Source organism: Vibrio sp. YT-19(2023), from assembly GCF_033337395.1.
The window spans coordinates 1-13,485 of the sequence record NZ_JAWOQN010000056.1 but is presented as its reverse complement, the minus strand read 5'-3'; the positions used below and the strand labels follow the sequence as shown (position 1 = coordinate 13,485).

Here is a 13,485-nt window from a genome sequence, read left to right as displayed (position 1 = left end):
AAACTCAGTATATTGTATAAAAGTCGGTCAACTTTAGGAGGTTTGGTTTCTCGTCTGAATTACGCAACAAAGCCCATCGCTTGTTCACGATCTATTTGGATGTCCATCTGCGGCACTTGTATACGAAATGTGGAATATAATCCCATCAGCTCGGGTCTTGTTGATGCCTCACTTATTACCAAGTTCAATTGCTTGAAGAGCTCATCAAACCCCTTGTTCGCACGGTCTTCGATTTGAAGTTTAAAGCCGCCAGTAGAGCCAAGTCCTTGGATTGGTGGTGGTGGAAAAATCGCAACGAAGGCTTCATCAATGATTGAAAAGCTCTTATTCAAAGATGCAACAATCGCATTTGCTCCGAGAGTTGGATCATTTCGTTTATCGAAGTCCTCAAGCGTAACAAAAACGATGCCACTATTCGGACTGTTAGTAAAACCATTGACCGATAAGCCTGGGAAAGAAATGGTTTGTGCTACGCCAGGTGTTGCCAGCGCGAGGTTTCCATTTCTTTAATAACGGACTCTGTTCTATCTAAACTTGCTGCATCTGGAAGTTGGGCGATCGCAACTAAATACTGCTTATCTTGTTGAGGAATGAATCCTCCAGGAACCGCTTTGAATAGAGAAACCGTTCCCCCGAGTAACGCAATGTATACCACCACAACAACAAGGCTAAAACGAATCAGCTTCTTGACCAGAGCTTGATATTGGTTCGAGCTATACTCAAAAATTCTATTGAATGGCGCAAAAACATACTTACCAAAAACCGCATCCAAGAGCTTGGTTAGCCGATCGGGTTTTGCGTTCTTATCTTGTAATAGCAGTGCTGATAATGCAGGCGATAACGTCAACGAGTTAATTGCTGAAATAATCGTCGAGATCGTAATTGTTAGTGCGAACTGCTTATAAAACTGACCGGATAACCCTGTAATAAAGGTCGTCGGGATGAACACCGCACATAACACTAAAGCAATTGCAATAATTGGCCCGGTAACTTCGGTCATTGCTTGTTTCGTTGCTTCTAGTGGTGCAAGACCATTATGGATGTTCCGTTCCACGTTTTCGACGACGACAATGGCGTCATCGACGACGATGCCTATGGCGAGAACAAGCCCAAACAACGAAAGTGTGTTAATCGATACTCCGAGCATTTGCATTACAGCGAACGTACCGATTAATGAAACAGGCACCGCAATGATAGGGATGATAGACGCGCGCCATGTTTGCAAAAACAAAATGACTACGACAACAACAAGTACAATTGCCTCTAGCAGAGTATGAACCACCGCGTCTATCGAACCACGAACAAAGACGGTCGGGTCGTAGGCTATTTCATATGAAACTCCAGCTGGAAAGGCTGTTTGTAAACGGTCCATGGTTGAACGAACCTGATTAGATAGCTCAATAGCATTAGCTCCAGGGCGCTGGAATACGGGCATCGCCACCGCTGGTTTACCATTTAACAAGGCGCGCAGTGCGTAAGAGTTTTGACCTAGCTCTACGCGTGCAACGTCTTTAAGACGTGTCAAAGCCCCTGTTTCGTCAACTTTTACTACGATGTCGTTGAATTCATCAATATTCTCCAAGCGGCCCTTTACGTTCAACAAAACTTGGAATTGGTTTTCATTAGCGGCTGGTTGTGCACCTAATGAGCCTGCTGCCACCTGTTGGTTTTGAGATCGGACGGCGGAGACAACGTCCATTACGGTTAGATTTCTAGAAGCGAGCTCATCTGGATTTAACCACAAGCGCATTGAGTACTCGTCACCACCGAAAAGGCGCACATCACCAACGCCTCCGAGCCGAGCTATCTCATCTTTCAAGTTTAAATTAGCGTAGTTAGCTAAATAACTGACTTCACGGCTAGAATCTGGAGAATATATATGCACAACCATGGTGAGATCAGGAGAGGCTTTTTCGGCAACAACTCCTAACCGTTGGACGGCTTCTGGTAATCGGGGCAAAGCTGTAGTGACGCGGTTTTGAATTTGAACCTGAGCTTTGTCCAAGTCCGTACCTAAAGCAAAGGTTACGGTCAATGTCATTCTGCCGTCACTGGTTGCCTGCGAAAACATATATAACATGTTTTCTGTACCATTAATTTCTTGCTCCAGAGGCGTAGCAACTGTTTCTGCGATTACTTTTGGGTTCGCACCAGGATAGTTTGCTGTAACTACGACTGTAGGAGGGACAACCTCTGGATATTCACTCACAGGCAACTGTAAAAGTGAAATTGCGCCTACTATTAATATCAATAGCGATAACATAGAGGCAAATATGGGTCTTTGAATAAAAAAGTGTGCAAATTTCATTCGGTTGTCTTCTTAGTCTTGAGCTAAACGTTTATTTGGCAACGATGTTGAGTTTGAAGCCATAATCAATGAAGTATTGCTAATATCTAGCGTGACATTTTTTGGTGTGACTTTGCTATTTGGGCCAACTTTTGCTGGGCCATTTACCGCAATAATTGAGTCGGCGTTCAAGCCATTCTCGATAGCACGAAATGTTCCGTAACGTTCGCCTAAGGTTACGATGCTGTATTGCAACGTATTCTCTTCATTGAGTGTTAATACAAAGCGGTTTTCTAGATCTGTGCCAATAGAACGCTCTGGAACGAGAACTCGTTCAACTGGTTTGGTTGTTGATATCTGAACTCGGCCAAATGATCCCACTTTTAAGTTTGATTTTGTTGCATCGAATACCGCTCGAACCTGCAAAGTACCGGTGTTTTCGTTGATGGAGTTGTCGACAAAGTCAACGCGTCCAAAAAACTCCTGCCCATTTTGTCCAGATAGTTCAAGACGAGTAGGTAAGTTAGAGTCGGCATTGATTGTCGAGAAGTAACGGTTCCAAGTTCGCTCATCGACATCAAAGTATGCATATACCTGATCGTTAGAGACAATGTTTGATATAACGCTTTGATTTGCGTTTACATTGTTTCCTTTAGTAATGAATGCTCTTGAAATAGTGCCGCTAATAGGGGCATATATCTTCGTAAACTCAAGATCTAACTTTGCAGATTCTAACTGAGCACGCAAGGCCATTAGTTCTGCAGAGCGTTGTTTTACTGCGGTATCTCGGGCCTCTGCTTGTTCCGCTGAGATGGCCTTTCGCTTAACAAGTTGAGCGGCTCTCTTTTGTTCGTTTGCTGCTTGCTCTAGCGCAGCTCGAGCACTCTTAACTTGCGCTTCAAGTCGTGAGACCTGAGCTTTGAAGGTTCGATCATCAAGAGTGACGAGTAAGTCGCCTTTGTTGACACTCTGTCCGTCTTTGAACTCTACCGTTTCAATAACTCCGGAAACGCGTGGCATTAAAGAAACTTTCTCTGGGGCTTGAAGCCTTGTTGTAAAGGTGAACCACGATTGAACGGGCTCATAGATGACTTTGGAGACGTCTATCGTAGGTAAGGGAGTATTAGGTTGCTTGGTTATCTCTTCGTCTGCACAAGCAGCTAAAACGGATAAAAGGCCAATGCCGAAAACTTTCTTTAACATTTGTCGCGCCCTAAATGATTCTGTTCATACTAAAAGGAACGGCATTGTATTCATTGTACCTATGGGTAAATAGGCCCTCAGCGAACATAGAGTAGTGATAAAAATGCACGATTAAATATTGGTCAAAATGCTCACTTTTTGGTTTGAAAAAGGTCAGTTTAGGGTTTTAAAGACGTGGAGTATTGTTAAATGTAATAAGCCATAATAGATAGGAATAACTAAACAGAAGCTAAAGATAGCGACGAAAATTAAAGCGTTTTTAATTCGTGCATTATTTGCAATTCACTGATGCAATTTGAACCATAAAAAATTGAAATTAATTTTGTAAAATCCATTTCCCATCACATAAAGAATAAAAACTAAATAAGGAATTGTGCAGTGGATCTCGCAAGCCAACTTGAATTACTACTGGATGTCTCTGAATACGGAACTTTTGCTAAGGCTGCTGACAGAAATCATATAGATCGTTCAGCTTTGTCAAAACAGATCAAAAAGCTAGAGGATGAATTGGGCTTACGGCTGTTAAACCGTTCCACGCGTTCGCTATCCCTGACCAATGCAGGTGTTGAGATGGTGGCGCAAGCTAAGAAAGTAAGAGAGGTTCTAACTGAAACTCGTAGTATTGCTGCTACATTTCAGGATGAACCGAAGGGTAACTTGAAAATATCAAGCTCCACTTTCTTTGGCAGAGCATACTTAAATCAGGCAGTTAAAGAGTTTATAAAACAGTACCCAAACATTACTGTAGAGCTGCTGCTCGATGATAATCGAGTCGATGTTATCCACGAAGGTTTTGACGTTGTGTTTCGTATCGGACCAATCCGAGAGTCCAACATGATAGTACGTAAGTTGGCAAGCAATAATATGGCACTGGTTGCATCAAAGAGTTTTATTGACAAGTATGGAACTCCGAGCTCTCCAGAAGAGCTTATAAAAATGCCAGCAGTAATATACTCTAATGCTAACTTTAAGGCGGATAAGCTACGTATAGCGCCAAGCCAGTCATCAAGCGACGTTAGAACGTATAATATCAACGGGCAGTACTTCGTGAATGAAACTGAGTTAATGCTCGATGCCGTAAAATCTGATCTAGGGTATGCTTTAATAGGGCAGTTCTTTCTTCAGGAGAGTTTGAGTAAACAAGATCTTGTACAGTTGCTTCCTGATTATAATCTTCCCGCAATAGGGGAAATATATGCAATGTATACTCACCGAAATCAACAACCATTAGCCAAACTGTTCATTGATACTGTTCAAAAAATAATAGGGATGCCTCCTGTTTGGATGGATTATCTCAACTAATATGAGTACTAGGACATAATGTTTTAGATTGAGGGCTTGTTTATATTTATCCATAGAATATGGTTGAATTTGCACTTTAAAAATAATTGCCACTGTTCATAATTTCACTCGATTCAAACAACACAAGTAGTGGTAATTAAATGAAAATGACAAGAACGTCGATCGCAATCGCAGCACTTTTCTCTGCAAGTTCTGCAAATTCAGCCGTAGTTTATGAAGATCAAGAATCAGTGTTAAATATTCATGGCCGAGCGCAAGGGATGTATTATTTCTCTGATGATAAAAATGCTGACGGAGATAATAGCTACATTCGTGTAGGACTTTCAGGTGAGTCTAAAATAAATGAAGATCTTTATGCCTTCGGCTTATATGAGTTGGAATTTAAGTCTAATCGCAGAGATGCTGATGGGATTGAAGATGATGAATTTGATATCCGAAAAGGCTATGTAGGAGTTGGTGCAGATTACGGAACAGTAAGTTATGGACGTCAATACGGTGCGGTCACTTTAGTATCTGATTACACGGATATTTTCCCGGAGTTTGGTAATGAAGCTGCTGGCGTAAGTGCGGATCTATATGGTACCGGTCGCTCCGATTCAGTATTTAAGCTAACGACAAGCTATGAAGGTTTGAATATTCATGTTAGCTATCAGGCTGAAAACGATGAAGTGTCAACAGATGCAGCCTCTTATGGTGCGGCGGCGGACTACAAGTTGCCATATGGCTTCAAAGTTGCGCTTGGTTACAACGAAGGTGAAGGGCAATCGGGTGCAGAAGATGCAGAGCTGCTAACGGGTGCTATTGCATTTGAATACGACAAGTTTTATGCCTCTGTTTTATACAGTGATGGTGAAAACTGGGCTAAAGATGGTTCTGAAAGTAATATTGATTACACCGGTATTGAAGCAGTTGCCACTTATGAAGTAACAGATAAGCTTTGGGCACTAGTTGGCTATAACAATCTAGAGCGTGATGATGAAGATGTCGTCGATTACTACTCACTAGGTGCAGAGTACGATTTGACTTCTAATTTTAAAGCACTAGCAGAATACAGAATTACAGATGTAGACAATGAAGACGATATTCTTGCAATAGCTGCGAGATATTCATTCTAAAAAATTAATAAAGCTAAAAAGCCTGAAACTATTTTCAGGCTTTTTTATTTATCGGTGTAATTTCATAAGTGCTGATTTTCATCCATATATAATGGATTATATTGATCGTTACTTGTTTAAGTGTTTTGAATATAATGGTTTTGTTAGCTAGTCCACTGCTAGTTTTCATTTTCATATTTTTTGAATGATGTATTTTTTCTTTGGCAACAAGAAGTGTCTTGTTGCCTTTTTTTATTTTCACGCTTTATGGTTAATTAAAACGAAAAGAGTAGTTTTATATATTGCTATAAACGAGAAAAATGTAACGACAATTGTCGATCTTAGATTTAGTTAATCTTCATAGAAAATTAAACTCAATTTCAAGTGTCTTTTTCATTTAAGTGATGTGGAATCCATATGGCGAACCAAGCGAATGACAAAGCGCCAAACGACGAAATGTATCTCAATGAAGATTGGAAAAATGATTTTTATGTAAAACGATAGAGGTAGGGATTGATACTGTTTACGTAAGGAGAGAGCGATTTATGAAAAGCAGTCGTTTCAATGTGATTAGACACCTTTACTTTCTTAAAATAGGAAGGGCTCTAAGAAAGTAAAGGTGCAGATGATTTTTAGTTTTTACCGCCGTCACTTGTTCTGAAGTGATAATCGAAGTTTATGATTGCACGATATTTAACTTCATCACGGTTAAGTGCGTATTCTTCAACTCTCACCTTACTATCATCGATTGCAATATCACGAGGGAAACCGCTTCCAATGATGTTTAGACGATTTCTAAGTTCATGTTTTGATAGAGTTTGGTATTCATCGACAAGATCAAACGCAGAGCTATAAGCGGCATCTTTTGTCGTAAAGTCATTGAGAACAACTTTGTTTGTAGAGTGTTCGACATGAATACCAGCAGTAGCAGATAAACTGAATAATAATAGTGATGAGAGCGTCATTAGTTTTTTCATATAGTCACCTTTTTATTTGTATTACAAAGTCAAGATGTCCAACGAATCCTTGTTAATATCTCTCGACAAAGGTGATAGTGCCATTATAGAAATGTGCTGTACATCACATTTGTGACCATTGACTATGGAAGAATTGTCAACAATAAAACTCAAGCACTTTTGACATTACGGTCAATGTGAAAAAGCGAATATCTGTATGGTTTCGTTAATAATTAAACCACTTTCGGAAACGCTGACTATTCAGTCAAAGCGTATGTTTGTTGTCGTTATAGTGACCTGCCTACAACTTAATCACTTAATGCATGCAATTCAATTGCAATGCCTTGGTATAGATTTTCATTCAGATCTTCCGTCTTAGTGACGATTCTACAAATTCTAGTGATTAAAAAGTCATTATTTGTGGTTTTTTATTCTATTGTCGTGTATAAAAAAACTTTACAACAAATGATAAAGGAATATCCATGAAAAAGTTATTGTGTTTTGCTGCACTGGGGTTAGCTGTTTCGACGACGGTTAATGCAGACCCAATTTTAGACGACATCAAAAGTACAGGGGAGCTAAAAGTCTGCTTTGATTCTGGGTATATGCCTTTTGAAATGACAGCAAAAAATGGGCAGTACATCGGGTTTGATATCGATTTGGGTAAGCAAATGGCGCGTGCCATGGATGTTAAGTTTGTGCCGGTAAACACTTCATGGGATGGCATTATCCCAACACTGTTGACTGGTAAGTGTCACATGATTATGGGCGGGATGACTATCACACCTATGCGAAATACTCAGGTGAATTTCGCTGATCCCTATGTGGTTATTGGTCAATCTATTCTCGTAGATCTCAAACATGAAGGTAAAGTGTCTAGTTACCGAGATCTCAATAGTCCAGATTATGTTGTTGCAACTAAGCTTGGGACAACGGGTGAGCAAGCGGTAAAACGATACCTTCCGAAAGCTAAGATAAATCTATACGAAACTCAGTCTGAAGCGGTACTTGAGGTTGCCAACGGAAAGGTAGATGCGTTTGTTTATGACTTTCCTTACAACTCTATTTATGTGGCGGAAAACAAAGGGCAGTTAATGCACTTGGCTAAACCGTTTACTTACGAGCCTTTGGGTTGGGCTGTGCCGCAAGGAAATCCAGATACGCTTAACTTCTTAAACAACTATTTACGTCAAATTAAGGGCGATGGAACTTACGATCGCATTTACGATAAGTGGTTTAACGACGATAAATGGTTAAAGCAAGTCAAGTAATCATATTGTTATTGTAGAGGAGCGGTTAGCTTCTGGCTCGGTTCATCGCCAACCAAACGGTTCGTGCTGTGAAGCTAACGCTTTTCTTTATTCAAATACCCAACCAACTTTAATCAAAGTCATTCTCGGAATCACATGCAAAATAACTTTAAATCCCTATTGTGGAACGCTGTTTTTGTTCTTGTTTTGCTATCAATTTGCGGTCTTGTCTATCTGTCAGGTAAGCGAATCGATTACAGCTGGAATTGGGAGCGTGTCCTTCCTTATATTGCCACTAACGCTGCTTCATCCATTACCGCGCCTGTCGATGGGAACATCATTCTCGACGAGAATAACCAACTGGCTCTGGAGAGTATTCATGGTGATATTGTTCTTGAACTAAGCCAATATAAGTCTGTGGACGTCTATGAAGGTGATCTTATTTTTGAAGGAGATACCTTAGCAACTATAAAAGAGTGGCGCTCTGGCCCAATTTTAGATGGTGTTGTGACGACCATTAAAATCTCGCTCTGGTCACTTATCATTGCTCTAGCGTTGGGCTTAGTTGTCGGACTAATGCGTATATCCAGCAATCCGGCATTAAAAAAGCTGGCGCTTGTGTATGTCGAGGTCATTCGTGGAACGCCTCTTTTAGTACAGATTTTTATCGTTTACTTCTTTATTGGTACTGTGCTTGACCTTGAGCGCTTTACTGCGGGAGTGATAGCGCTCTCCGTGTTTACCGCCGCTTATGTCGCAGAAATTGTGCGGTCAGGAATCCAGTCAATCCCAAGAGGACAAATGGAAGCGGCGCGTTCACTAGGAATGAATTATCCCAAAGCGATGATTTATGTCATTTTACCTCAAGCGTTTAAGCAGACATTACCTCCCTTAGCCGGGCAGTTTATCAACCTGATAAAAGATTCCTCACTTGTCTCCGTGATTTCGATTACTGATCTGACAAAAGCGGGCAGGGAAGTCGTAAGTGGTAGTTTTGCCCCATTTGAAGTTTGGTTTACCGTAGCGGCCCTTTATTTGCTTCTGACTAGTACCTTATCTTGGGCAATACAAACGTTAGAAAAGAAATTGGCAGCAAGTGATTAATGGTGGAGTCATTAATGGAATACATTATTTCAGCAAAAACAATTAATAAAATTTACCCTAATGGCTGCCATGCGCTCAAGGACGTATCGGTAAATGTAGAAAAAGGGGAAGTGATTGTCATCGTAGGACCGTCAGGTTCTGGTAAGTCAACATTCTTACGGACGATCAATCAATTAGAGACAATAAATAGTGGGTCTATTATCGTAGATGGTATCGATATGTACCACAAATCTACGGATATCAATAAACTACGCGCTGATGTGGGCATGGTATTTCAAGGCTTCAACCTTTTTCCACATAAAACGGCGATAGAGAACGTCATGTTAGCACCTTTAAAGGTTTCTAAACGTGACCCTGAATCGGTGAAGAAAGAAGCAAAAGATTTGCTTTATAAAGTTGGTCTGTCGGAGAGAATGGATAATTATCCTAATCATTTATCAGGCGGACAGCAGCAGCGCGTCGCAATCGCTCGTGCGTTAGCAATGAAGCCCAACATTATGTTGTTTGATGAACCCACATCAGCACTAGACCCTGAAATGGTTGGAGAAGTTCTTGATGTGATGAAAGATTTGGCCAAGGACGGAATGACCATGGTCGTGGTTACTCATGAAATGGGTTTCGCAAAAGAGGTCGCTGATAGGGTGTTGTTTATGGAAGATGGTGAGCTTTTGGTTTCTGACTCTCCTGAGCGATTTTTTGATAACCCCTCCAATCCTAGATTACAGAAGTTTTTATCTAAGGTCTTATAATAAAAAGAAAATTTGATTGAGGGTTAGTCCCTCAATCACTTCATGCACTATTGTGGCTCGTAACGCCCGCCTCGCCGAGAGACATAGATAATGAGCTTTTTACTCGAAGTTAATGGCGATAACATTATCTTGGTCCGAATGAAAGGTCTGGTAAATACTAGAGTGTTTAATCAGCCATTAAGTTTTTGTTCACTTTAAACATAACAATTTCATTTTGAATTGATAAAAATTGTGTTTGAATAGAGCTTATGGATGTTTGGCGGTATGGATGTCTAAATGAAGAAAGTAACAATTTTAGATGGTGGCATGGGGCGAGAGTTAAAACGTATTGGCGCCCCTTTTTCTCAGCCGCTTTGGAGTGCACAAGCGCTAATTGAATCACCACAATATGTAAAAATGGCACATGAGAATTTCATAGACGCTGGCGCAGAGATTATCACTGTCAACAGTTATGCATGTGTTCCATTTCACTTAGGCGAGGAACTCTATGCAAAACGGGGGACTGAGTTAGCAAAATCTGCAGCCAAAATTGCAAGAGATGTAGTCACCAGCTCTAACGATAGAGTGCTCGTTGCGGGTTCTCTTCCTCCTGTAATGGGGTCTTACAGGCCTGAATTATTCGAGCCGAAAAGGGCACTGGAAGTGGCTTCTGAGTTATTTGAAGCTCAAGATCAATATGTTGATATTTGGTTAGCTGAGACCGTGTCTAGCCTCGCTGAAGTTGAAGTTCTATCAATAATTTTAGCCAAAACAGATAAGCCCAATTATCTTGCTTTCACCTTAATGGATGAGCCTAACTCTTTGCCTCGCCTTCGCTCAGGGGAATCTCTTAAAGTCGCGGTTAATACGCTGTTGAAAACAAATGTTTCAGGTATCTTTTTCAATTGCTCTATTCCTGAAGTTGTCGAGCAAGCGATCATAGATACACAAGCAGTATTGAGTGAGTCAGGTAGAGAATTGACGATAGGTGTTTTCGCAAATAGCTTTGCTCCGATAAAGCAAGCGCACCAAGCCAACGAGACCATTCAGGAAGTTCGTCATTTCTCTCCGACTGAATATCTTGAGTATGCTAAAAAGTGGCATGCGCAGGGAGCAAGCATTATTGGTGGTTGCTGTGGGATTGAACCACGTCATATTAAATTGCTAGCGACTTGGAGAGACACTCTCGAAAACGCCTAATTTTGGTGAAGCGCAGGGAAGTATGGCAAGAGGTTTTGTTTTTCATTCATCGTTATAGACAAAATAAAGGTCTTTCATATCTGGCAAAGTAACAAGATGCTTTAACTTGCTCATTACTTTGCCAGTTTGCCTCGAGATCTTTATTAATTATTTTTGGTTCAGATTAACGACAATCTTTCCAACTGTTCTCTGATTTCGCATGTCCAAGAGTGCGTTACCTACATCCTCTAAGCCGATGATCTTCAGTTTCGGTACTTCCAATTCTCCATTTTCTAATAGCTCAGACACTTCCTTTCCGGCATTAACGATACTTGCAAACCCTCTCTCGCCAAAGACATGACCAGAGCCCAAACTTATTTGGTGGAAGCCCAAGCCTTTTAAGAAGGCATCTGGATATTGAGAAGGGTCGACAGTCTTGACGAGCTCCACCATTTCTCCCTCAAAGGTTAACACCGAGGCTGCAATTCGGTCGTTATCGCCGCCTACACAATCGAGTGCAACCTCAACGCCATGGTTTCCGGTAATGTCCATTACTCGCTGAACTACATCTTCATGATGATAATCAATCATATGGGTTGCTCCTAACGAGGACAAATATGCGTGATTAGCTTCTGAACTAGTAGCAATGATCTGTTCAACACCAAATGTCTTTGCTAACTGAATAGCAAAGCTTCCAACGCCACCAGCACCTCCGGCGATAAAAATGCTGCTTCGATTTGAAATATCGAGCTTGTCTACCAAAGCGCGATATGCGGTCCAGGCTGCGCAAGGTGTAGATGCTGCCACTTCAACCGAAACCTGAGGGTGCTTTATGAGCGTTCTTGAATCATGGATAGCAAATTCAGCGAATCCACCGTGATGGCGTCTCATGTTTCCGTGATACAACACTTTATCGCCAACCTTCCAATCAACGACCGCATCGCCTACAGAGACTATTTCTCCTGATACGTCTAACCCGCCAACAAAATTGTTATCCATGTTAGTGACCATGTCTGACCAATAATGAATTTTTGCATCGACAGGGTTCAAACCAACAGCGTTAACTTTAACCAATACATCAAATTGGGTTTCTAGTTTTGGTGTAGGTAATTCGGATAAAGAGAAAGTATCTTTATCTCGTTGGTAAGTTATCGCTCTCATAGGTTTTCCTTATTATTAAGAATGGTCGAAAGTCATACTAGCTCAGAGCGTGGTGCTGCAATAATTATGGTTTTTTCTTATTTTGATAATTTTAGGTTATGTTTGATAAAAAGGATTCGAGATGCTCTGAAATTATCATCGACAACCAGTCTGCATAGCTAACGACATGTAACTTTTTGATAAGTATTGACTAGTCTTATTATTCCATTTTTATGGAAATATTTTGTTGATCTTTTGTTTTGTGATTCTATAATTCTAGAATCATCGAAATAAAAGCTTATCTATCAGGTAAGCTCGTTAGCGAAAATGACGAGGAGAGTAAATGTGAATACAGAAATTATAACTATGGCTAAAGAAGCGCTGGATATGTTTGCGTTTCTAGCAACCGAACTTATCATCTTATTTCTGGCAATTAGCTACATTGTCGGTGTGTTGCAAGATTTTCTAACGCCAGAAAAAATTCAATCTATTCTCAGCTCGAAAAAGGGTAAAGGTTACTTCATTGCTGCGTTGCTAGGTTCGATTACGCCTTTCTGTTCGTGTTCGACCATTCCTTTCTTAAAAGGCTTGTTGCGTGCAAGAGCAGGTTTTGGACCTATGATGGTGTTCCTATTTGCAAGCCCGTTGCTTAACCCAGTGATTATTGCCTTGTTTGTGGTGACTTTTGGTTGGAAAGTTGCGGTATTTTACTTTGCTATTGCGATGTCAGTATCAGTGGTAGCAGGCTATGTACTTGAAAAACTAGGGTTTGAGCGTTACGTCAAACCAGAAGCATATCAAGCGGTAGGTTCTTCTTCGTGCGGTACTTCTTGTGGCGATTCAAGCAAGAAAAAAGAAGAAGCGAGACCAGCATCAAGCTGTAGTACCAGCGCCTGCAATGAACCTACGCCAGTTGCGGCGAAAACATCTTGTTGTGGTGATGCACCAAAACCTGAACCTAAAGTGGAAGTGTCCTGCTGTTCATCAGACGGTAGTGCAACAGCGACAGTCGTGGAAGAGAAAGAGCCTAGCCGCTGGGTACGTATTTGGCAATCAACTTGGAAAGACTTTAAGCAAGTGTTCCCTTATCTCATGATGGGCATTGCGATTGGTTCATTTATCTATGGCTTCATCCCGACGGAGTTCATTGCGGAGTTCGCTGGTGAAGGGCTTTGTTGCGTAATTCAGACGAGAAACCAAACCTCCTAAAGTTGACCGACTTTTATACAATATACTGAGTTT

9 protein-coding genes and 2 pseudogenes are annotated in these 13,485 nt (G+C 41.0%); 7 read left to right on the top strand and 4 right to left on the bottom strand.

The window, feature by feature from the left end; genetic code table 11:
• Nucleotides 1–74: 74 nt before the first annotated feature.
• Nucleotides 75–2,308, bottom strand: a pseudogene (locus R7E78_RS23165) (efflux RND transporter permease subunit); the annotation flags it as partial.
• A 12-nt stretch (nt 2,309–2,320) separates the two neighbouring features.
• Nucleotides 2,321–3,490 carry an efflux RND transporter periplasmic adaptor subunit gene (locus R7E78_RS23160; RefSeq protein ID WP_053304410.1) on the bottom strand — a complete coding sequence of 390 codons (1,170 nt, stop codon included), beginning with the start codon at nt 3,488–3,490 and terminating at the stop codon, nt 2,321–2,323.
• Nucleotides 3,491–3,868: 378 nt separating this feature from the next.
• Between R7E78_RS23160 and R7E78_RS23155 the strand changes: the two genes are divergently transcribed.
• Both R7E78_RS23155 and R7E78_RS23150 read left to right on the top strand, forming a co-directional pair.
• A complete protein-coding gene (locus tag R7E78_RS23155) occupies nt 3,869–4,792 on the top strand; it encodes a LysR family transcriptional regulator (RefSeq protein ID WP_318058278.1) in 924 nt (307 codons plus the stop codon).
• A gap of 140 nt (nt 4,793–4,932) precedes the next feature.
• Nucleotides 4,933–5,907, top strand: a complete 975-nt coding sequence (locus R7E78_RS23150; RefSeq protein WP_262656731.1) for a porin — start codon at nt 4,933–4,935, stop codon at nt 5,905–5,907.
• A gap of 611 nt (nt 5,908–6,518) precedes the next feature.
• Here the strand turns inward: R7E78_RS23150 and R7E78_RS23145 are convergent.
• The gene (locus R7E78_RS23145; protein WP_005377323.1) at nt 6,519–6,863 is read right to left on the bottom strand and encodes a DUF3316 domain-containing protein; all 345 of its coding nucleotides are present in this window, start codon (nt 6,861–6,863) and stop codon (nt 6,519–6,521) included.
• A 461-nt stretch (nt 6,864–7,324) separates the two neighbouring features.
• Between R7E78_RS23145 and R7E78_RS23140 the strand changes: the two genes are divergently transcribed.
• From R7E78_RS23140 to R7E78_RS23125, 4 genes are all read left to right on the top strand, one after another.
• The gene (locus tag R7E78_RS23140) at nt 7,325–8,113 is read left to right on the top strand and encodes a transporter substrate-binding domain-containing protein (RefSeq protein ID WP_017821680.1); all 789 of its coding nucleotides are present in this window, start codon (nt 7,325–7,327) and stop codon (nt 8,111–8,113) included.
• A gap of 135 nt (nt 8,114–8,248) precedes the next feature.
• Nucleotides 8,249–9,196, top strand: coding sequence for an amino acid ABC transporter permease (locus tag R7E78_RS23135; RefSeq protein WP_005377325.1), 948 nt, complete (start codon nt 8,249–8,251; stop codon nt 9,194–9,196).
• Between the two features lie 14 nt (nt 9,197–9,210).
• On the top strand, nt 9,211–9,945 hold the full coding sequence (locus R7E78_RS23130) for an amino acid ABC transporter ATP-binding protein (protein ID WP_005377326.1): 735 nt from the start codon (nt 9,211–9,213) through the stop codon (nt 9,943–9,945).
• A 276-nt stretch (nt 9,946–10,221) separates the two neighbouring features.
• A complete protein-coding gene (locus R7E78_RS23125) occupies nt 10,222–11,124 on the top strand; it encodes a homocysteine S-methyltransferase family protein (protein ID WP_005377327.1) in 903 nt (300 codons plus the stop codon).
• 147 nt (nt 11,125–11,271) lie between these two features.
• Here the strand turns inward: R7E78_RS23125 and R7E78_RS23120 are convergent, their stop codons facing one another.
• Nucleotides 11,272–12,264, bottom strand: coding sequence for a zinc-binding dehydrogenase (locus tag R7E78_RS23120; RefSeq protein ID WP_318058277.1), 993 nt, complete (start codon nt 12,262–12,264; stop codon nt 11,272–11,274).
• Between the two features lie 306 nt (nt 12,265–12,570).
• Here R7E78_RS23120 and R7E78_RS23115 point away from each other — a divergent pair.
• Nucleotides 12,571–13,416, top strand: a pseudogene (locus R7E78_RS23115) (permease); the annotation flags it as partial.
• Between the last annotated feature and the right edge of the window lie 69 nt (nt 13,417–13,485).